This window comes from Acinetobacter sp. YH12120 (assembly GCF_013418795.1).
Taxonomy (GTDB): Bacteria; Pseudomonadota; Gammaproteobacteria; order Pseudomonadales; family Moraxellaceae; genus Acinetobacter; species Acinetobacter towneri.
In genome coordinates this window covers 103609-123630 of the sequence record NZ_VPBI01000007.1, presented here as the reverse complement: position 1 = coordinate 123630, position 20022 = coordinate 103609, and the positions used below count along the sequence as shown (strand labels likewise).

Genomic DNA, 20022 nt, shown 5'->3' with positions numbered 1-20022 from the left:
TACGATGACCACGTTTATTACAGAACAGGTAGGCGCAATGCGGTTTGATGTAGCCAAAGGCTCTCACCACCTGAGCCATGACAGTATCCATTCCTGCTCGCATATCCATGGGCTGGGTAGAGAGCCAAATTTCATTGATACGGATCATGTTGCCAGTGCCTTGAGTAATTCTGCCAAGGCAGGTATTTCTGATGTCTGCCATTTTAGCTGAATATCATTATTCGTATGAGGCACGGTGATACACAACGTGATCCTCTCATCAATAGGTTGGCTGATTGCAGCAGTGTAAGGCAAAGCAATAAATGCTGGATTCACATGAGTAGGATCCTGCACGGCACCATCATGATGGCTGAAGATCCTGATCCAACGACTGACAAGGTTGGCATTAATACTATGTTGCAGTGCGACCGAAGCGATCGAGGTATTAGGATTTTTGCAGGCATTGACAATACTGAGTTTGAATTCTTTGCTGTATTTTCGGCGTTTTTTAGCAATAGGAGGTGTTGCTGAATATATATCCATGTTCATGGATTAAGTCCCCACTTGTTTTTAGGTGGGAACTAAATTAAGGCTTATAGGATCGCTTGGTAAGGCTGTGTTAGCCGGATGCTTACACTTTTTCTGCGATGCTTGTTTGCCATCGCCCAGATGGTTTAGAAGATTTTCATGCAGTTTCTAAAGCGCTCAATATAGTTTGCCATCGCCTAGATGGTTTAGAAGTTTTGGTGGCTTTCCAGCTGCAAATCTAATTTGTTTGCCATCGCCTAGATGGTTTAAACATTACACCCCTTATTATCAATCAAATTAATTTTCAAAGTAACTCTAAATAACGATGCACCCAATCAACCGAAATGCGCTCTTGCTCTAAACGCCTATTTTTAAATGTCTGTGCACGCAAATCATGAAATAATTTTAACTCGTCAGCAGTGAGATATTGTGGCTCACTAAAAATAGAGTCTGGTTCATCCACCATATGATTTTGGAACTGTAACACTGTGGCTTCATCCATCATTAAAGCAATCACGTGTGGAATTTTTTGCCGAACCATACTTAAAATATTTAAACCTTCAGAGTCGATATCTCCCCAATAAAAAACCTGTTTATACTGTAACCACTTGGCCTTCATCCATGTAATATTTTTACCCCCACCACAAACCACAATACTATTTTCCAAGTAAGGGCACGCTAAACCTGACTGAATATTTTCAACTACAATTATTCGTTCCGCAGGTAACTCAAATTGATCTAGCACCTCTGTGGACAATTGAAAAACGGGGAGTCCTCCCAATTTTTCCTGCACATTTGGGCAGACGGGTTTGATCGTCAACCAACCTTTGGGGCTATCTAAGCAATCTAGCCATGCCAACAACCCTCCAGCCAGTACGATCTCATCATCATAAAGTACATTGCAAATTGCCTCCGTCAGCAATAAGTTCTGCTCAAGAAACTTCGTGTTTACAGCGCTTAATGGCAAGGCCCTTAAATAAAGCCCTGCCCCCATATTCGGTTTCAGCTGTTCAATCAGCTGAATCAACCATTGCCATTCTTGTTGACTATAGCGTTCTATCTGCTCCAAATGATGAATTAAAGTTTGAAATAAACGGTGCTGATGACGATCATGCACAAAAGACTGCTTCAAAAAGCTGGATATTTTATCCAACCAGTTTTCAAGTTGTTGCTCTGTTCCTAAAAGCTCAGTAAGCTGCTGTAAAGAAAAAATTCGTAACTTTACTGGAACACGTTGTTCTGAAAGTTGTCGATACTGCCGTTCTTGCCATTCAACCAGTTCAGGATAAGCAAAATCTGTCCACGCTTTAAAAAAAGCATGAAAATGCCCCAAGTTATCTCTAGCTTGTTGGTCTGTGGGCACTTTCAGTGAAATTTCGATTGGAAAAGGACGTTGATTTAACAACCGCTGCTTTAAATTTCGACGATTTTCCCATTCTTTTTTATGCAAAACACCCAAAACGGTATTTGGAAGTAATCCCCACTTCTCAATTTTAGGCATCTAACTGCACCCCAAGCTGTTGTGCCTCTCTATGCAGTTGCTGTTGTTTTTGCGCCATTTTTTCATCAATTTCCTGCCAAGTAATTTCACATAAATGACTTTCATGTTTCTCAATATCTCGCTCGGCAATTAATAAAGAACGTGCTGACTCACGCGCTAAATTTAAGTTTTTATAAGGTGTGATTAAATTAACATGAATTTTCAACGCCTTAAATACTTTGAGTACTCGACGACTAACCGCTTCAGCTGTGTTTGAAAAAGCTTCATCTAAAAACACTGTACTGTAGATTGGATAATCATAGCCGTCTGGTGTTAATACATAAGCCAAACTCGCTGCCACAATGGTTCCAGCAAAAGATTCTTTTTCTCCACCAGATTTACCACTCGAGGACTCCAAAACATCTCGTATTTCTTCTGTAGCCAAATCGACTTCTTCTGCATAGAAAGACATTTGATGACGAGGATCAAGTAAACGCTGGCTTTCAAAAGTATGCGCTGTAACCGAGTTACTCGCTTTTTCTAAAATAGAAATTAATTCAGCTAACTTTTTAAAACGTTGTTCATATTCAATACTATTAATACTAGATACGACCCATTTTAGTTTTTGCTCAAAATCTATGACGTGTGGATACTTTTCCTTTTTGTATCCTAGTCTTAGATAGCTGCCAGACTTAAATTCTGTACGCCGTAAAACCTGATTAATTATGGCAATACGGTCAGTAATTTCTTCTCTATCTGCCTCAAGGCGATTCTGAATCACACTTAAAGACTGCATGGTATGTTTTTGCAGACGCTGTTCAAACTGTTCAACTAAGGCAGGCAAACCTTCCTTTTCTAGTTCATGAAAATAGGCAACGCAATCATCCAATGCGGCCAAACCAACTGCCCATTCACGTTGTAATGCAATATGTGACCATTTATCCTTGCCACGAAACTGACCAATAATGTACGTTGCGCTATTTTTTGCTGAGGTATTTTGGTTGCTGGTATGTTCAATTAAACGCTCTAGCTCTTTTTCCACAGCAGTAAGATAAGCATCCTCCAACCGAGGTGTTTCTCCTATACGCTGTAGCAACAGTTCTCTGGCTTGTTCTGGGACACCTTGGTTTGCTGCCTTTTGCGCTTGTTGTTGTTGTTTTTCTGCATCACTGAATTTCTGTTTGAGTTTCCCCCAAGTGTGTTGTAACTGTCCTTTCTGTTCCTGTAGTTGTTTTAATTCCTCTTTTGCAAGCTCCCAACGTTGTCGAGCTTGTTCAATATTGGTATCTGCCCGCTGTAAATGTTGCAAGTCATTGCTGGTCTGTTGCTGGCGCTCTGTCCAATAAGGAATATTTATCATATCCCATTGGTAACGTAACATTCGCTCCCACAAACTCTTATGCTGTGTTACCTGATCTAACACCTTACGCGATTGTGCAACACTCAAGGCATACTGTTCCAACTGTACCTCAAGTTGTTTCGCTTCATGCTTTAATAAATTTAAACGTGAAGTATTGGAAAATCCCAAACACCAAATTTTTCGATCATCAATCCGCTGTTGATCTTTTTTCTCAAAACGACCTTGCTCACGATGAATTAAGCCCTGTTGTGTCATAGAAAAAGGCGTTGTATTCATGATTGTTGTATCTGCCACACATTGCAGATCAAAGCGAAGCAGATGTTGTTTTAACCAATCACGATATGGATGCTCTCGCCAAACCAATTTCCGCAGAAAACCATTTTCTTTAAAATACACACTTTCTGTAGCATCAAGATGGATCACCTGTAAACGCACATGGGTTTTATTATGACGCGCATTCACCCATTGAGTGACCATCGAATAACGATCTTTCGGCACCAATAACGTTGTTTTTAAACCACCTAATGCTCGTTCAATTGCGCCTTGCCAGCTTTTTTCAGCCTCTTTTACATCAATGAGCTCACCAATAAACATTAATTCATGTTCATCAAAATCTAAGTGCTGTCTAAGCTCATCTCTTAAACGCAATAAATGTACATCATGAATATTACTATTAGGTCTGGTTTCTATTTCCTGAATATCGCTTTGAGTTTCTTTCAGTTGCTGTTGCGTTTGTGCGTATTTGCTACTGACTTGAGCAAACTCATCTTGTCGTTGGGTTTTCTCTTGCCCAATATTTAGAAGCTGCTCATGGGCTATTTTTTGGTTATCAATTAAATTTTGCTCGGTTAAATCATCTTGCAATTGTAATTGCTGAGCATCTTCCTGATAGCGCGATGCCTCTATGGTTAATTGCTTTAACTGACGCTGTATCAGTTCTAGCTCTTTTTGTAAGTTTTCAATCCGATTACCGCCTACTTGTAAATAGTCTTCATGGCAGCGCTCTTGTCGTTTTTCCGCATCATGTTCTTGTTGTTCTAATTGCTTAAACTGCGTATGTAATCGCTGTATCTCTTGCTCCAGCTGATGTATTTTTTCAGTCCAAAACTGAACATACAATTCACCTAAATATGCAGGAAAAGCTTGTTTTTCGAGCTGTAGATTATTCAGTTGCAGAGTTAACGCTGTTATTTGAACAGCTAACTCAGGTAATTTCTGTAAATGTAGGACTTGTTCACGCGCATCTACCAAATGCTTATAGTTTGCCTCTAAGTCAGCAAACTCATTTACTGCAGTCTGTGCCAAAGCACGAACCTGGCTTGGTTCTAAAACCAACTCGCGAATTAATTTAGTCAAATCATCAATTTTCTTTAAGCCTAAAGCACGTGATAACAACGCAGGTGCATTTTTATTATCCATAAATAAATATTTACGATACATCTCCTGATAGTCTTCAAATTTGCTATCAAAATAATGCACGCGTGCATCTGTTTTAGGATTAAAATGTTGTTTTAGCTGGCGAGTATTACCGTCTGCAAATTTTTCTAACACTTCAGTCAGTTGCACATTACGACTTGCAATCATATATAAACGATTCACTTCACTCAGCGAATGTTGACCTTGTCCAACCCAAAACAATCCAATTAAAGTAATCATCGAACCGTCATCAGCGGTATATAGCGCTCTTAATGCTGTTGTCACTGCTTTTTCACGCTTATTTTTTACTCGCGTTCCAGCCCCATCATGTTCTGAACCAAAACTACCACGCATATAAGAGAGTAATGTACGGTCTGAGCGATCGCCCTGCGCAGCTGCTACGTTAAAACTAGCTTTACTTGCAGGTTGTAACAATGCCATTAAACCATCAATAAAGGTAGATTTACCTGCACCATTATCTCCCGTAATAAGTGTCCCTTCAGGATCAATACGTGCGGTATGCAAGTTATGGAAGGAGCCCCAGTTAAATACTGAAATTTCTGACAAGCGAATTTGGCCTTGTGCAAATAAAGTTGAGAGGGTCATTTCTTGCATGATGATTCTCCATATTCTTGTTCGGATTGCTGCAACTTGGCCTTTGCTGCTAATTGTTGATATTCAGATAATAAACTTTGTAAAAACTCGGCATTCACGACATAGCGGATAATTGGCGTAATTTCATAACGCCCTTCTTCACCACGCAGTCCCGTTAATACTTTTTTCTCAATAAATTTTTCTAATGCTGCATTTAGCTTTTTACGATCTTTGCTGTCATGATTCGTTAAAGGAATAAATGGAATTAAACTGCTCTGGATTCGCTCAACATCAATAATAATTTTTTGCTCACCCGCAGTTTCCCGCTCCTGATAATACTTCCGCAAAATAAGTAAAATTAAGGTGTCATATACAGTCAAAGTTCGTTTTCGTATCAGTACAGGAAAATCATCCAAAGGCTGGTTCTCATCTTCCTGTTCATCCTGAATACTTTTGAGATTGATGATATAAGCCACCCCTTGCTTGGCATCCAAAACCAACTGGATATAAACCTCTGCCAAATGTCTACGAATTTCCGCTTCATATCGGCACAATAAATCAAAAAGTTTTAAGTTTTCTGCTGCAAGAATAACCCCTTGACGCATGAGATAGACCAATACCCGTCGGGCTACATGTGGCATAAGCGCATCTGTATCACGATCCTGAGCATGCTCCATCTCTGTTTGATTATCTGCATGTTGTACCTCTGCTCGAGCTGTAGGAGACAAATTTTCTACAGGCTGATTAGCGTGTATATCTATATTTTTTTCTGAATTTGAAGATGGTCTGCGTACCATTTCAAAGAAATTGTCATGCTGTTGTATCTTATTTTCTGATTGCATCTCGATCTCCTTAAAGCGCCAACTCATCTATATTTTTGGGAAATAAATCTGCACTCAAGTAATACACTGGAATACTGGCCTGCAAATGCACACCTGAACGATCCTTAAGTTCAACTTGCTCGGTATGCTGCATTTGTGGTGCTTTAATGGCTTTTGCTATACGCAAATAAGCAACAAGTTCTTCAAGCCCCGCTTGTAAAGGATGTTCATGTGTTAAGTGGGCAATACTCATCACCCCTTTCTGTGCGAGCGTTTGATATACTTTTTCAGCAACAGCACGAACCCGTACATTGTCTAAGTACTTCAACATCTGATCACTAGGTTCAGTCTTGTTTTGTTGCTCTTCGACCTCACGTGTATCCATATGCTCTGTGGGACTTTTTAAAGCAAGACTTTCAGGCGAATTCAGCTGGATGGAACCCACGGCTAAATCCACTTGTACTTCTGTTTTTAAATCACACTCCGATTCCAACAATGCCACTGCATTTTTTTCTAATTCCGACAACAACTGATCAATCAAACGGTTTTCCAATGCTGCACCACTTTCAATATAAGCTCTCAAACCTTCTTCTGTACGACGTCGGACTTGGAAAACTCGGCTACTTTCGCGTCCTAACTCACGCATTAACTGACCTAAATATTTACGTTGAGATTCGCTTAATTGTTGTGCAATAGGATGATTCAAAATACTGCGTAACTGCTCTCTAAACTCAGTAGAACGATCTTGATCCTGAAGTAATTGACAAAACCCATCAAAAGCACTGCCTGCATCACTTTGGGCAAGCAACTGCTCTTTTTCCATTAAGCTCAGCAATACTTCTCCACGTGAATAAGCACCACTAATCATATCTAGACGCAACTCTTTATCTCGTAGACGAATCTCATCTTCGACCCGTCTAAAATCGCCTGTAAGAATGGAAGCAAGTTGATAAATTTCTCGTATTCTTTCTTTTTGTTCTGATTCTTCTAATTGTGTAACAACACCCGCCAACAAAGCATCTATTTCATTTTGAATCACTAATTTTTTTTGTTCGAGCAACTCCACTCGTTCTTCAATATTTTCACTCAATGCGACCACAAAATCACGAACCGCATCCTGCACAATTCTTAAATGTGATGCTGTGGTATGGGTTGCTCGCTCATCCAAGCCCTGACAAAAACGTAATACGGTTTCGCTAATATCCGTTTTACTCAGCTTGCCATCTATTTCTCTGAGCCAGCCTGAATGAATCCAATGATTTAAATAATGCGCTGCATTATTTTCTGTCTGCCAAATACCCTGCTCACGACTAGATTTAATCAACTCATCCAAGACATTTCTTGCACGGCCATAAGGGACTTCATTTTGTTCTGCAAATAAGTCAACAATGAACGCTAAAATATGTGGTGCGTTATCTGCTCTTAATAATTTCCAAATTGAGTTTTCATGATATAAACGCCGATACTTGGCCTGTAACCCTAGAATATTCATGCCATTCCACATCATCTGTATGATGGTTATTTATTCTACAGTTATTTTTTAATCACCCAAGCAAATTACCAAGCAAGACGACACGAGTTGTCGCATAAAGTAAGATGATATAAACAATCACCTTACTTCATCGAAAAAAATAAAAAACAAACCTTATCTAACTTCTTTGTGTACAGTGACAGCAACCTTAACCTACCTCTCCCCATACACCGTTGCAATCAAATGCTCCACCACTTGCGGCTCAGCCAAAGTCGAAGTATCTCCTAAACTATCCAATTCATTCGCTGCAATTTTCCGCAAAATACGGCGCATGATTTTACCTGAGCGGGTTTTAGGTAAAGCAGGTGCCCAATGCAGCGCATCAGGCGTTGCCACAGGCCCCAAAATTTTGCGAACCCAATTGACTAATTCTTCACGCAATTCCTCTGACTCAGGTGTACCAACTTGCAAGGTTACAAAGGTGCAAATCCCCTGTCCTTTAATCTCATGGGGCATACCCACCACTGCCGCTTCAGCCACAGCTTCATGCGCTACTAGGGCACTTTCAATTTCCGCAGTACCTAAACGGTGCCCCGAAATATTCAAGACATCATCCACACGCCCTGTAATCCAGTAATAGCCATCTTCATCACGGCGTGCACCATCTCCTGTAAAATACGCACCCGGATAGGTCGAAAAATACGCTTCAATAAAACGTGCAGGGTCGCCCCAAATACCGCGCATTTGCCCTGGCCATGAATCTTTCATAATTAAATTGCCTTCGGTCGCGCCTTCCAGTTCATTACCTTCGGCATCGACAATAGCAGGTTGCACGCCAAATAATGGGCGGGTTGCCGAACCGGGTTTCAGTGGCGTTGCACCCGGCAATGCTGAAATTAATATGCCCCCAGTTTCGGTTTGCCACCATGTATCTACAATTGGGCAACGTCCTTCACCTACTACGTTGTAATACCAGTTCCATGCTTCAGGATTAATTGGCTCACCGACTGAACCAAGTAAACGCAAGCTGCTGCGGTCACTTTCACGTACAAAACGATCTCCCTCTCGCATCATGGCGCGAATGGCAGTCGGCGCGGTATATAAAATGGTGATGTTGTGTTTATCAACAATATGCCCTGTGCGCGCCCAGCTTGGATAGTTCGGCACCCCTTCAAACATCACGGTAGATGTACCATTCGACAATGGCCCGTATAAGACATAAGAATGCCCTGTAATCCAGCCTACATCTGCGGTACACCAAAACACATCATCCTGTTTCAGGTCAAAGACTTCTCGAAACGTGCTGTTCACATAGGTCAAATAACCGCCTGTGGTATGCAAAACGCCTTTGGGTTTTCCAGTCGAACCCGAGGTATATAAAATAAATAGTGGATCTTCGGCATTCATCGGCTCGGGTGGGCAGATATCATTCACCGACATAATTTCCATGTGATACCACAGGTCGCGTTCGGGCAGCATCTCAATCGGATTGCCTGTACGATGCACCACAATCACATTTTGCACACAGTCAGTACCTGCTACTTTTAGGGCAGCATCGACATTAGCTTTTAAATAAATTGGCTTACCACCACGCATGGCCGAGTCGGCAGTGACAATTAACTTGGCCTGACAATCTTCAATTCGGCTAGCCAAAGCATCGGGAGAAAAACCACCAAAAACCACACAATGCACTGCACCAATCCGCGCACAGGCCAGCATGGCAATCGCAGCTTCGGAAACCATCGGCATGTACAGCACCACCCGATCTCCTTTTTGCACCCCGTTCTTTTTCAGCACGTTGGCAAAACGGCAGGTTTCATCATGCAAAGAAGCAAAAGAAACCACTTTATGCCGAGATGGATGATCTCCTTCCCAAATAATTGCAGGTTTATGCGGATGTTCTTTTAAATGGCGGTCTAAGCAATTGGCACTGACATTCAGTTGCCCATCGGCAAACCATTCAATTTTAAAATGCTCAGGGTCAAAGCTGGTATTTTTGACTTGGGTAAAAGGTTTAATCCAATCTAAGCGTTGGGCCTGCTCTGCCCAATAAGTTTCAGGGTCATCTATAGATTGTTGATAGCGTTGAAAATATTCTGCCTCAGTGGTGCGGGCAGTCTTTTTAAATTCATCTGGAACAGGATATACGTCTTTCATCTGCTACTTCCTTGATGTTCTCGCATCTCATCACGAGATGTATGCCACGTTATTGATTATTATTTCTGCATATTTACAGTATGAACTTTCTTTTTTATGGCTCACCATTCGGCTTTAGTCGCATAAGTTTTATACAAAAAATAGCATGCCAAAGCGTTGATCAAATGCCATGTTCTTGCATTCATACTTTTCAGGTTTACATTCCACTGTACTGCACATTGCATTATTTTTAAAGAAAATATCGTCTAATAACCGTGAGTATTAACATTTTTTTTACGCAGCCAATCATTCATACCTGCGACCCTGTCTTACAGATAAAACCACATACAACTCGCAGTTTAAATGCTACAAAATAGTACGCTCATCACTTCTATCCAAGTTGTCTAAAATACTGGCAAGTAAGCATTGCTCATTAACCAAATTGAGTTTTTCAGGCAAAATAGTCGCTTCATTTTGAATTCGGAATTATCGTGGCAGAATCCAAACCCTCACTCAGTGAAGTTTCTGAAAACACCAGTCAGCTGTTGCAGGAAGCCACTGAAAAAACCACGCAAACCGTGATCAATCATACGGCCAAGTACAATGACGCCTACTCCACCATCGACAAAATTATGGAAGGATTTTGGGAACGTGTGCCGTATTTGATGATTGCAGCCGTGGTGCTGATTCTGTTTTGGCTGCTTGCCCGACTGTTTAAATGGTTTATTCGCAAGACCCTGAACAATCGTTCCTATACCCGACAAAATTTGGTTTTGGTGCTGAATCGGGTCGGTAGTTCCGCAATTATTTTCTTTGGTTTTCTGATTGCGATGGTGATTGCAATTCCGGGTTTTACCCCAAGCCAACTGATGAGTGCTTTGGGTCTAGGCTCTGTTGCAATTGGTTTTGCTTTTAAAGATATTTTCCAGAATTTATTATCGGGCGTGCTGATTTTGATTGGTGAGCCATTTAAAATTGGTGATGACATTATCGTAAATAATATGGAAGGTACGGTAGAAGATATTCAGATTCGTGCCACCTTCCTGCGCTCTCCCGATGGACGTCGCATCGTGATTCCAAATGCTACGGTGTATACCAGTGCCGTGACGGTCAATACGGCTTATACCCGTCGTCGTTGCGAGTTTGTGGTCGGTATTGGTTATGAAGATGACGTACAAAAAGCCAAAGATATTATTTTGGCCATTTTAGACCGTGACATAAAAATCTTGAGCCAACCTGCATTTAGCGTCAATGTCACTGCCTTGGCCGATTTTTCGATTAATTTAAATGTGCGTTGGTGGGTAAATACGACGGAAACCACCACTTCAGCATCCATCAGTGAAGTGCAAGAACGGGTAATTGCCGCTTTTGCCGAACATCACATTTCGATTCCTTATCCTGTGCAGGAAGTGAAAGTTTATCGTGGTGATGCAGCAGTCAATGAAGATGATTCAGCCCGCACTAAACAAACGCCCTAAAACATAAGCAATCACAGTTTCAGTACGAATAATACGGTTGCCCAAGTGCCGCGCTTGGCAGCCGTTTTTTTCGAGCAAATCAATTTCGTAGGGAATAAATCCACCTTCTGGGCCAATCACAATACTGCATGGATGTTGGATGGCATGTGGCATAGCTTGATCGGTATAAGGATGCGCCACATAAGCAGGACAATCGGCAGAAATCAAACTGGGGAAAACATCTTCCACAAAGGGTTTAAAGCGTTTATAAAGTTGAATCTCAGGTGCAATGGTATCGCCTGCTTGTTCCAATCCCAACGTTATATATTGATCGAGCTGCTGCAAAAATGGCGTTTGCCAATAGCTTTTATCAACCCGATAGCTGTGCAGCAAAATAATTTTTTCCACACCTAGCGTCACGCTATCCATAATTAAACGACGCAATACTTTGGGGCGCGGTAAAGCCACAATCAGGGTCACAGGCAGTTTTTTCGGTACAGCTTCTTCATACAGGGCTTTGACTTGAATCCGCTGCTCACTAACGTCCACCACTTCGGTCAAATAACGCTTGCCACCGCGAATCCCGACTTTTAAGCTGTCACCGACTTGTACACCGACATGCGTGTGTAAATGCTGCACTTGGCGCTGGGCGCTAATAGACCACACTTCATTTGTGGTCTGCCGAGGGTCAAGCAAAACGATATTCATATTTAAAGATACTGATTCATCACGTGAATATGCTCAGTCAAAGAGCCACGATTTTTATACATAATCACTTGAGCATTTTGATTCAGCTGAGCACGCAACGCAGGTTCAAACAACAATTGCGTTAACGTATTTACAGCTTGTTCAGCATCTTCGACCACATACACGGCTTCTGCTGCAACAAACTCATCCACAATACTTTGAAAGTTAAAATAATTTTTGCCCAATACCGTGGCGACATTTAAGGCCAAAGGCTCTAAAATATTATGCCCACCGCCAGGTTCATTCAGCGAACCACCGACATAACAGGCCTGACTTAAGGCGTACCACAACCACATTTCACCCATGCTATCGGCTAAATACACTTGTGTTTCGGGTTGAATCGCTTCAGCCAAACTACGGCGCTGCATATTGAGTTGCAGTTTTTTCACCTGCACAGCAACTTCATCAAAACGTTCTGGATGGCGCGGCACAACAATACATAACAGTTCAGGATGCTGTGCGAAATAAGGTTTCAAAGCAGTCAATAATTGCTGTTCTTCAGGCGCATGGGTACTGGCAAGGGTGATAATTTTGCGATGTGCCAATTGCCATGTCTGTTGCAACTGCGCGGCTTGCTCTACAAAATCTTCTGGCGCAGTAATATCAAATTTAATATTACCCACCACGTTTGTACGCTCGGCAGGCATCCCCAATGCGATAAAACGCTGCTGTGTGGCAGAGTCTTGCGCCAAAAGTTGCTGCAAATTTTGCAACATGCCGCGAGTTAATCCTTTAACTTTGGCATAACCTTTGGCCGATTTTTCCGAAAGCCGCGCATTAATCAACAAACACGGGACTTGAAAATGCTGCGCCTGATCAATCAAATTAGGCCACAATTCTGTTTCGACCAGTGCCAATAATTTAGGCTGATATTTCTGATAAAACTCACGAATTAAATGCACCTGATCGGCAGGTAAATACACGGCTTGAAATAAATCTAAATACGGTGCTTTTAAAAATAATGATTTGGCGCGTGCCTGCCCCGTTTTGGTGGTATTGGTGACTAAAACGGGATGTCCCACTTTTAAATAATGTTCAATTAAAGGTTGTGCGGCATTAGTTTCCCCCACCGACACCACATGAAACCAAATGGCATGTAAATTTTTAGCAGGCTGAAATGGGCCAAAACGCTCAAGCAGTTCTTGTTGTAATTGCTCAGGATATTCGGCACGTTTACGAATACGTGACTGATAAATCGGTTTTAACAGCGCCAAGGCTGCGTTATACCAAAATGGAGTAGCCAAAAGATGCGCCCCAAAGAAAGATTATCGGCAAAATATAACAGAGCCACACGCGCATGTTAATTGCATGTGGCGCTATACTGGCTTTTATTCTACAGCGTGTTGTGTTTCCGCCAAAGTTGGATAATCGATATAGCCTTCTGCAACGGCTGTACCAATCATGTTTTCCAGCTTGAGTTCGTTTAAAGGTACATCTGCCAATAAACGCTCATACAAGTCTGGATTGGCAATATACGCCTTACCAAATGACACCGCATCGGCCTTGCCCGAAGCCAATAATTCCACGGCATCAGCACGACTTAAACGCATGTTCGCGATATATGGCACACCGCCTGAACGTACTTTCATTTCTTGGGAAATGCTGTCTTCGGCTAAATATTCGCGGGTAAAGAAAAACGCGATTTTACGCTGCCCCAATTGCTGCATGACATAGCCAAAGGTTTCACGTGGATCATCATCTCCCATGTCGTGCTCATCGCCACGTGGTGCTAAATGCACACCGACTCGACCTGCGCCCCAGACTTCAATTAAGGCGTCCATCACTTCTAACAAGAAACGCGCACGATTTTCAACCGAACCACCGTATTCATCGTCACGTTGGTTGGTTTTGCTTTGCAGGAATTGATCAATCAAATAACCATTGGCTGCATGCAACTCTACCCCATCAAATCCTGCTTCTTTGGCACGGATGGCGGCTTGTTTATATTGCTCGGTAATGGTGTGGATTTCTGCAATTTCTAAGGCACGTGGCAACACATATTCACGTTTAGGACGCAACAAACTGACATAACCTGCTTGTTGTACCGCACTTGCCGATACTGGTGTTGCACCATTGAGTAAATCTGGATGTGAAACACGACCTACATGCCACAGTTGCGCCACAATCAAACCACCTTTGGCATGCACGGCATCGGTAACGAGTTTCCAACCCTGCACTTGAGCATCGGTAAACAATCCTGGGGTATTTAAATAACCATTGGCTTCTTCAGAAATTACCGTTGCTTCTGAAAGAATCAAACCTGCACTGGCACGCTGTGCATAATATTCTGCCATCATTGGCGTTGGAACACGGTCATCGCTGGCGCGGCTACGGGTTAAAGGTGCCATCACCACACGGTTTTTTAGATGCAGATCACCCAAAACTAAAGGAGAGTCTAATTCAGCCATTTTTGCCTCTAATCTCACAGTTAAAGTGAGTGTTTTAAATATTCGACATATTGCTGAATGAGTGCTTCATTACGAGAAAAATACGACCATTGTCCATATTTTTCTGCACGAATAAGACCTGCCTGTTGCAGTACCGATAAATGATTTGACATGGTCGATTGCGACACGTTGCCCAAACGCTCAATGTGTCCTGCACATACGCCACGCTTAAAGTCGCCACACTCTTCTACCGACAAAAATTGGTCTGGTGCTTTTAACCATTCTAAAATTTGCCGACGGGTAGGATTGGCTAAGGCTTTAAATATTAAATCGACATCCATCATTCAGACACATATTCGTAAATATAAGCCCAATTCAGCAGCTGCCTTTAATATATCGTATTTTTTCGATATTAATATCGTTTTTTTACGATTTATGCAAATTGTTTAAACAATTTAAGCAGATCAACCGAATTGGGCAGACTTATTGGGTACTGTAAATTTAAACTTACAGACCTTGTTTCAAACTGGCTTCAATAAATTTGTCTAAATCACCATCTAAAACTGCACCCGTATTTGAGGTTTCCACCCCTGTACGCAAGTCTTTAATCCGCGAGTCATCCAATACATAAGAGCGAATTTGGCTGCCCCAACCAATATCAGACTTCGAGTCTTCTAAAGCTTGAGCCGCCTCATTACGTTTACTCATTTCCAGTTCATACAACTTAGCACGTAACTGTTTCCACGCATGGTCACGGTTGGCGTGTTGCGAACGCTGGTTCTGACATGCCACCACAATACCTGTAGGTGCGTGGGTTAAACGTACCGCAGAGTCAGTTTTGTTAATGTGCTGACCACCCGCACCTGAAGCACGGTAAGTATCGGTACGAACATCGGCAGGGTTAATATCAATTTCAATGTTGTCATCAACTTCTGGCGAAACAAACACCGCAGAGAATGACGTATGACGACGGTTACCTGAGTCAAATGGCGATTTACGCACTAAACGATGCACGCCCGATTCGGTACGCAACCAACCATAGGCATATTCACCTTCAACGCGAATAGTCGCAGATTTAATCCCTGCTACATCACCATCCGACTCTTCCATCAATTCTGCTTTAAAGCCGTGACGTTCAATCCAACGCATATACATACGCAACAGCATCGATGCCCAGTCTTGTGCTTCTGTACCACCCGAACCTGCCTGAATTTCGACATAGCATGGGTTTGGATCCATTGGATTGCTGAACATACGGCGGAATTCTAATTTCGCCAGTTCTTCTTCTGCAGAAGTCAATTCAGACTGCACATCCACCAATAAATCTTCATCATCGGCTTCAACGGCTAAATCCAGCATGGCTTGGGCATCTTCTAACTGGGTCGCCAAACCTTCTAGAACATGAATCACGTTTTCAAGCTCGCCCTTTTCTTTGGCCATGGCTTGCGCACGACTTTGATCATTCCAGATTGCAGGATCTTCTAACTCGCGGAGAACCTCTTCTAAACGCTCTTTTTTCAGATCGTAGTCAAAGATACCCCCGTAGTGTTTGACCACGTTCGTTCAAGTCTTTTAATTGGTTTAGATAAGGATTAATTTCCACGTAAATTCTCTCAATTAACAATGAAGCTTATTAACTGATAATTGTAGCACAGACATGTTCTGGCATTTCTATCCTGCTGTAAATTCCAGCATAACTTTTCAGCTTTTATAAGTTGAATGCTAAATGTGGTTAAAAATAAAGATCGCTTTAAACTTTTAAAGTGAAAGCCTGATGATATCCAACCTAAAATAGCATGCACGATTAACACGGATATTTATCTTAATGGCCGATCTATCGCCCTGATTTTTTGCCTGACACATTCAGCTGAAAACATGCTTAAAAAGTGGTGTATGGTAATTGCTTCAACCCGCCAAAATAAAACAAAGATGAAACAAGTTTGATGATTTAATGATCAACTTTAGTAAAATTCACAAAATACACATAGTTTTAATAAAACAAAACATTTAATTATTTCATTTTTATTTCAATCACTTAAACTCAAAATATTACACAAATTTACGCTTGTAACAAAGCGGCAACTTTCCTGTGATTGACGCTGATTTTTTTTCGCCTAGACTAAAAGTTGTAACAAAAAGTTTAACTGTTAACCAGATTTCAGAGGGGTACTTTCCATGAAAAAATTAGCAATCGCATCAGCCCTACTTTCAGCTTTGGCTATCACTGGTACTGCGAACGCATACCAAGCTGAAATTGGTGCATCAGCAGGACTGATTGATCCAGACAACGGCAGTTCAAGCGGTTCATTCGGTGTAGATGGTACTTATTACTTTAACCCTGTACAAACCCGTAATGCACCTTTGGCAGAAGCAGCGTTCCTTGATCGTGCTAGCAACGTAAATGCCAAATACCAATATGACGAAGTTGGCGACAATGAAGCGCATACTTACGGCGTAGGTGCAGAGTACTTTGTACCGAATTCAGACTTTTACTTAAGTGGTAATGTGAGCGGTCATGACTTGAAAGACAATGATGACCTAAACAATGATTTAACCACCTATGGTGCAGAAGTTGGTTATTTACCAGCACCAGGCTTGTTAATCGCAGCAGGTCTTAAAGGTTGGGATAATGACCGTGATGATGGTGTAGACCCGACTTTACGTGCTAAATACGTAACTACACTTTCGAATGGTAAAGACATCAACCTTGAAGCAGGTGCTGCTTTTGGTGATCTCGATGAATACAATCTTGCTGCGGATTACTTCATTGATAAAACGCTAAGTGTAGGTGTCGATTATTACAGCAACGATATCAACGATAATGATGAGTTTGGTGTGAGTGCACGTAAATTCTTTACACCACAAGTCAGTTTGGAAGGTCGTGTAGGCTTTGGTGAAGTTGGTAATGCTGACTACAACCGCTTTGGTGTCGCTGCGAAATATCGCTTCTAAGCTTAAGTCTAATTCCTTACTCAAATAGCACCCTTCTTCGGAAGGGTGCTTTTTTATGCACTAAAATAAAGCAGTTAGGTAGAAATAGTGCATTGACGTGCTGAGTATTTTCCGTACAATCAGCAACAACTGTAACAAAACAGTCATATTTCTATAACAGAGGGAATCTCAATAATGTTTAAAAAACTTGCGCTTGCAACTGCTCTTCTAGCTGGTTTAAGTACTGCTCATGCGTATCAAGCTGAAATTGGTGGATCACTTTTCGTCATTGATCCTGATCACGCAGATACGTCTACAGGTTTTGCGCTTGATGGAACTTTTTACTTTAATCCAGTTCAAGTGAAGAACTCACCATTAAATGAAGCTGCGTTTTTAAATCGTGCGAGCAACGTTAGTGCCGCTATTAGTTATATGGATTTTGATGTAGCCGAAAGCACAACTTTTGGTATCGGTGTTGAATATTTTGTTCCAAATACAGACTTCTATGTAAGTGCTAGCATTGGTCAATCAACAATTGAAAAAGATGGTTCTGAGGATTTTGACACTACAAGTTATACAGCTGAGTTAGGTTACCTTCCAGTTTCAGGTTTACTCATTGCAGCGGGTATTGCTGGTTTTGATAACGATAATACTGATGATTCTGATGCAACATTACGCGCTAAATATGTTACTCAAGTCGGTGCATACGACATGAACTTTGAAGGTGGCGTTATTTTTGCTGATGATGAAATTTTCACCCTAGGTACTGATCTATATCTCGACAAAACATTTAGCATTGGCCTCGGTTATACCGATGACGGTGAAGATGATACCTTCCAAATTCGTGCTAAAAAATTCTTCAATCAACAAGTCAGCCTAGAAGGCTCTATTGACTTTGAAGAAAATGCAAATGTCTTCGGTCTTCGTGCTGCTTATCGCTTCTAATCCCTTACATTAAAAGCAAAAAAATCCGCTCAAATTTGAGCGGATTTTTTTATTTGGATTACTGCTCCAAATGCACAATCTGCAACTGCAAACTCACATTGCCATTAAACACATTGCGCTCTAACTCATAAACCAAACGCACATCATCCCGCATCGGGTTAAATTCAAATTTATCTTTAGCACCAAACGCAATCGCATCAACCACTTGCCCATTGTCCAATGCCAAACGCAATTTTAAATGACTGTCCTTCAACCATCTAAAATCAACCACTTTAAACCGTCCCTCAAACACAGGCTGCGGAAACTTTTGTCCCCACGGTGCTAAATGCTGCAATAAATCTACCGTGTGTAAAACAAAAGCTTCTTGCGGCAATTCACCATCTGTCCACAGCACGGCATGAAATAAATCTGCATCCATTTGCGCAATGATCTGTTCAAAGACCTGTTTAAATTCTGCAAAGTGCACCTTTTTTATGGTCAAACCTGCCGCAGCCGCATGTCCACCAAAATGACTCACCAAATGTGGATATTGCTCTGCAACCAATTCAATGGTGTCACGTATGTGAATCCCCTCAATTGAACGGGCAGAGCCTTTAATATGCTCACCATCTTCATCGGCAGCAAATACAATCGCAGGGCGATGAAACTGTTCCTTTAAGCGTCCTGCAACAATTCCAATTACACCTTGGTGCCAATGTTCTTCAAACATGATCAAGGCATGCGGTAAATCGCTTTGATCTAACTGCAGCTTTTCCAACTCTGCCAGCGCATCCTGTTTAATTTGCCCTTCAACCTGACGGCGTTCCTGATTCAAAGCATTTAACTGACGCGCCAAAGCATAAGCACTTTGCATATCCGCTGCCAGTAAACACTCGATTCCAATGTCCATGGTTTCCATGCGCCCTGCAGCATTGATACGTGGCCCCAAGACAAAACCCAAATCCTGCGCTTTGAGCTGTGCGGGTTCACGTCCTGCCAAATCCAGCAATGCGCTAATCCCAGGACGACATAAATTCTGCTGTATCCGTTTCAAGCCTGCATCCACCAAAATACGGTTGTTATAATCCAGACTAGCGACATCGGCATAGGTGCCCAAAGCCACCAAATCTAAATATTGCGTTAAATTTGCAGCAGATTTACCCTGTTTTTTACGCTGACTGGATAAGTTGGCCAACACATAAAATGCCACGCCCACACCTGCCAAGGCTTTACTTGGGAAATCACAACCCAATTGATTCGGATTCACCACAGCCTCTGCATTTGGAGTGGCTTTTGTAGTGAGGTGGTGATCGGTGATGATGACCTGCATCCCCAAAGCTTGCGCACGATCCACGCCCGCATGACTGGAAATCCCGTTATCTACCGTAATTAATACATCAGGCGCATAACGCTCAAAAGCCAAATCGGCAATGGCGGGGGTTAAGCCATAACCATATTTAAAACGGTCAGGTACTAAATACTGCACGTGTGCGCCCATTTCGCGCAATGCCAAAATCATGAGTGTGGTACTGGTCGCGCCATCGGCATCGTAATCGCCCACAATTACAATTTTTTTCTGCTGATCAATCGCCTGATCCATCAGCTGAATTGCTTCTGGTAGACCTTTCATGCTTGGAGCAAGCAAGTGCTTCAGTTTAAGTTCCAGCTCCTGCTCAGACGCAACGCCACGGCGCGCTAAAATTTGGGCAACAAATGTAGAGACGCCCTGAAAGTTTTCAGGGCGTGTAAGTAAAGGTCTTTGCTTTATTAGAATTTTTGACATAATTTCCA

At 42.0% G+C, this 20022-nt stretch carries 16 protein-coding genes; 3 read left to right on the top strand and 13 right to left on the bottom strand.

Going from position 1 to position 20022, the window contains the following annotated elements; all coding sequences use genetic code 11:
• The 7 genes from tnpB to acs all read right to left on the bottom strand — a co-directional run.
• Nucleotides 1-148, bottom strand: a 148-nt coding sequence (tnpB, locus tag FTU58_RS14210; RefSeq protein WP_171073786.1) for an IS66 family insertion sequence element accessory protein TnpB, incomplete at its 3' end; no start/stop codon positions are given.
• Nucleotides 145-528 carry a transposase gene (locus tag FTU58_RS06955; protein WP_180062252.1) on the bottom strand — a complete coding sequence of 128 codons (384 nt, stop codon included), beginning with the start codon at nt 526-528 and terminating at the stop codon, nt 145-147. The genes FTU58_RS06955 and tnpB, both read right to left, overlap by 4 nt.
• Before the next feature lie 283 nt (nt 529-811).
• Complete coding sequence (locus FTU58_RS06950) at nt 812-2008, bottom strand: Wadjet anti-phage system protein JetD domain-containing protein (protein WP_178318887.1); 1197 nt, start codon at nt 2006-2008, stop codon at nt 812-814.
• Nucleotides 2001-5378 (bottom strand): ATP-binding protein, encoded by a 3378-nt coding sequence (locus tag FTU58_RS06945; protein ID WP_180062251.1) that lies wholly within the window; start codon nt 5376-5378, stop codon nt 2001-2003. Before FTU58_RS06945 ends, FTU58_RS06950 begins: the two co-directional genes overlap by 8 nt.
• On the bottom strand, nt 5366-6199 hold the full coding sequence (locus tag FTU58_RS06940; protein WP_179988743.1) for a DUF4194 domain-containing protein: 834 nt from the start codon (nt 6197-6199) through the stop codon (nt 5366-5368). Before FTU58_RS06940 ends, FTU58_RS06945 begins: the two co-directional genes overlap by 13 nt.
• Nucleotides 6200-6209: 10 nt before the next feature.
• Nucleotides 6210-7670, bottom strand: coding sequence for a DUF3375 domain-containing protein (locus FTU58_RS06935; protein WP_070155917.1), 1461 nt, complete (start codon nt 7668-7670; stop codon nt 6210-6212).
• A gap of 192 nt (nt 7671-7862) precedes the next feature.
• The gene (gene acs / locus FTU58_RS06930; RefSeq protein ID WP_180062250.1) at nt 7863-9806 is read right to left on the bottom strand and encodes an acetate--CoA ligase; all 1944 of its coding nucleotides are present in this window, start codon (nt 9804-9806) and stop codon (nt 7863-7865) included.
• A 470-nt stretch (nt 9807-10276) separates the two neighbouring features.
• On the opposite strand from acs, the gene FTU58_RS06925 reads away from it, so the two are divergent.
• A complete protein-coding gene (locus tag FTU58_RS06925) occupies nt 10277-11263 on the top strand; it encodes a mechanosensitive ion channel family protein (protein ID WP_131261199.1) in 987 nt (328 codons plus the stop codon).
• Here the strand turns inward: FTU58_RS06925 and FTU58_RS06920 are convergent.
• The 5 genes from FTU58_RS06920 to prfB all read right to left on the bottom strand — a co-directional run bounded on the left by FTU58_RS06920 (nt 11237) and on the right by prfB (nt 15979).
• On the bottom strand, nt 11237-11950 hold the full coding sequence (locus FTU58_RS06920; RefSeq protein WP_180062249.1) for a 16S rRNA (uracil(1498)-N(3))-methyltransferase: 714 nt from the start codon (nt 11948-11950) through the stop codon (nt 11237-11239). The genes FTU58_RS06925 and FTU58_RS06920 overlap by 27 nt on opposite strands.
• A 2-nt stretch (nt 11951-11952) precedes the next feature.
• Nucleotides 11953-13233, bottom strand: coding sequence for a 3-deoxy-D-manno-octulosonic acid transferase (locus tag FTU58_RS06915; RefSeq protein WP_180062248.1), 1281 nt, complete (start codon nt 13231-13233; stop codon nt 11953-11955).
• A gap of 84 nt (nt 13234-13317) precedes the next feature.
• Nucleotides 13318-14397: an alkene reductase gene (locus FTU58_RS06910; RefSeq protein ID WP_096901672.1), complete on the bottom strand. Its 1080-nt coding sequence runs from the start codon at nt 14395-14397 to the stop codon at nt 13318-13320.
• A 20-nt stretch (nt 14398-14417) separates the two neighbouring features.
• Entirely contained in the window at nt 14418-14717 is a 300-nt protein-coding gene (locus FTU58_RS06905) for a helix-turn-helix transcriptional regulator (protein WP_180062254.1), read from the bottom strand.
• A 166-nt stretch (nt 14718-14883) separates the two neighbouring features.
• Nucleotides 14884-15979, bottom strand: a protein-coding gene (prfB, locus tag FTU58_RS06900) for a peptide chain release factor 2 (protein ID WP_104852716.1) whose coding sequence is annotated in 2 segments (ribosomal slippage) — nt 14884-15906 and nt 15908-15979 — 1095 coding nt in all. Because the reading frame shifts where the segments join, the coding sequence is not laid out codon by codon here.
• Nucleotides 15980-16551: 572 nt separating this feature from the next.
• Between prfB and FTU58_RS06895 the strand changes: the two genes are divergently transcribed.
• Both FTU58_RS06895 and FTU58_RS06890 read left to right on the top strand, forming a co-directional pair.
• Nucleotides 16552-17328 (top strand): putative porin, encoded by a 777-nt coding sequence (locus tag FTU58_RS06895; RefSeq protein WP_004974263.1) that lies wholly within the window; start codon nt 16552-16554, stop codon nt 17326-17328.
• A 174-nt stretch (nt 17329-17502) separates the two neighbouring features.
• Nucleotides 17503-18252 (top strand): putative porin, encoded by a 750-nt coding sequence (locus tag FTU58_RS06890; protein ID WP_004974262.1) that lies wholly within the window; start codon nt 17503-17505, stop codon nt 18250-18252.
• A 58-nt stretch (nt 18253-18310) separates the two neighbouring features.
• Here the strand turns inward: FTU58_RS06890 and recJ are convergent, their stop codons facing one another.
• On the bottom strand, nt 18311-20014 hold the full coding sequence (gene recJ, locus FTU58_RS06885; RefSeq protein WP_180062247.1) for a single-stranded-DNA-specific exonuclease RecJ: 1704 nt from the start codon (nt 20012-20014) through the stop codon (nt 18311-18313).
• Nucleotides 20015-20022: the final 8 nt, after the last annotated feature.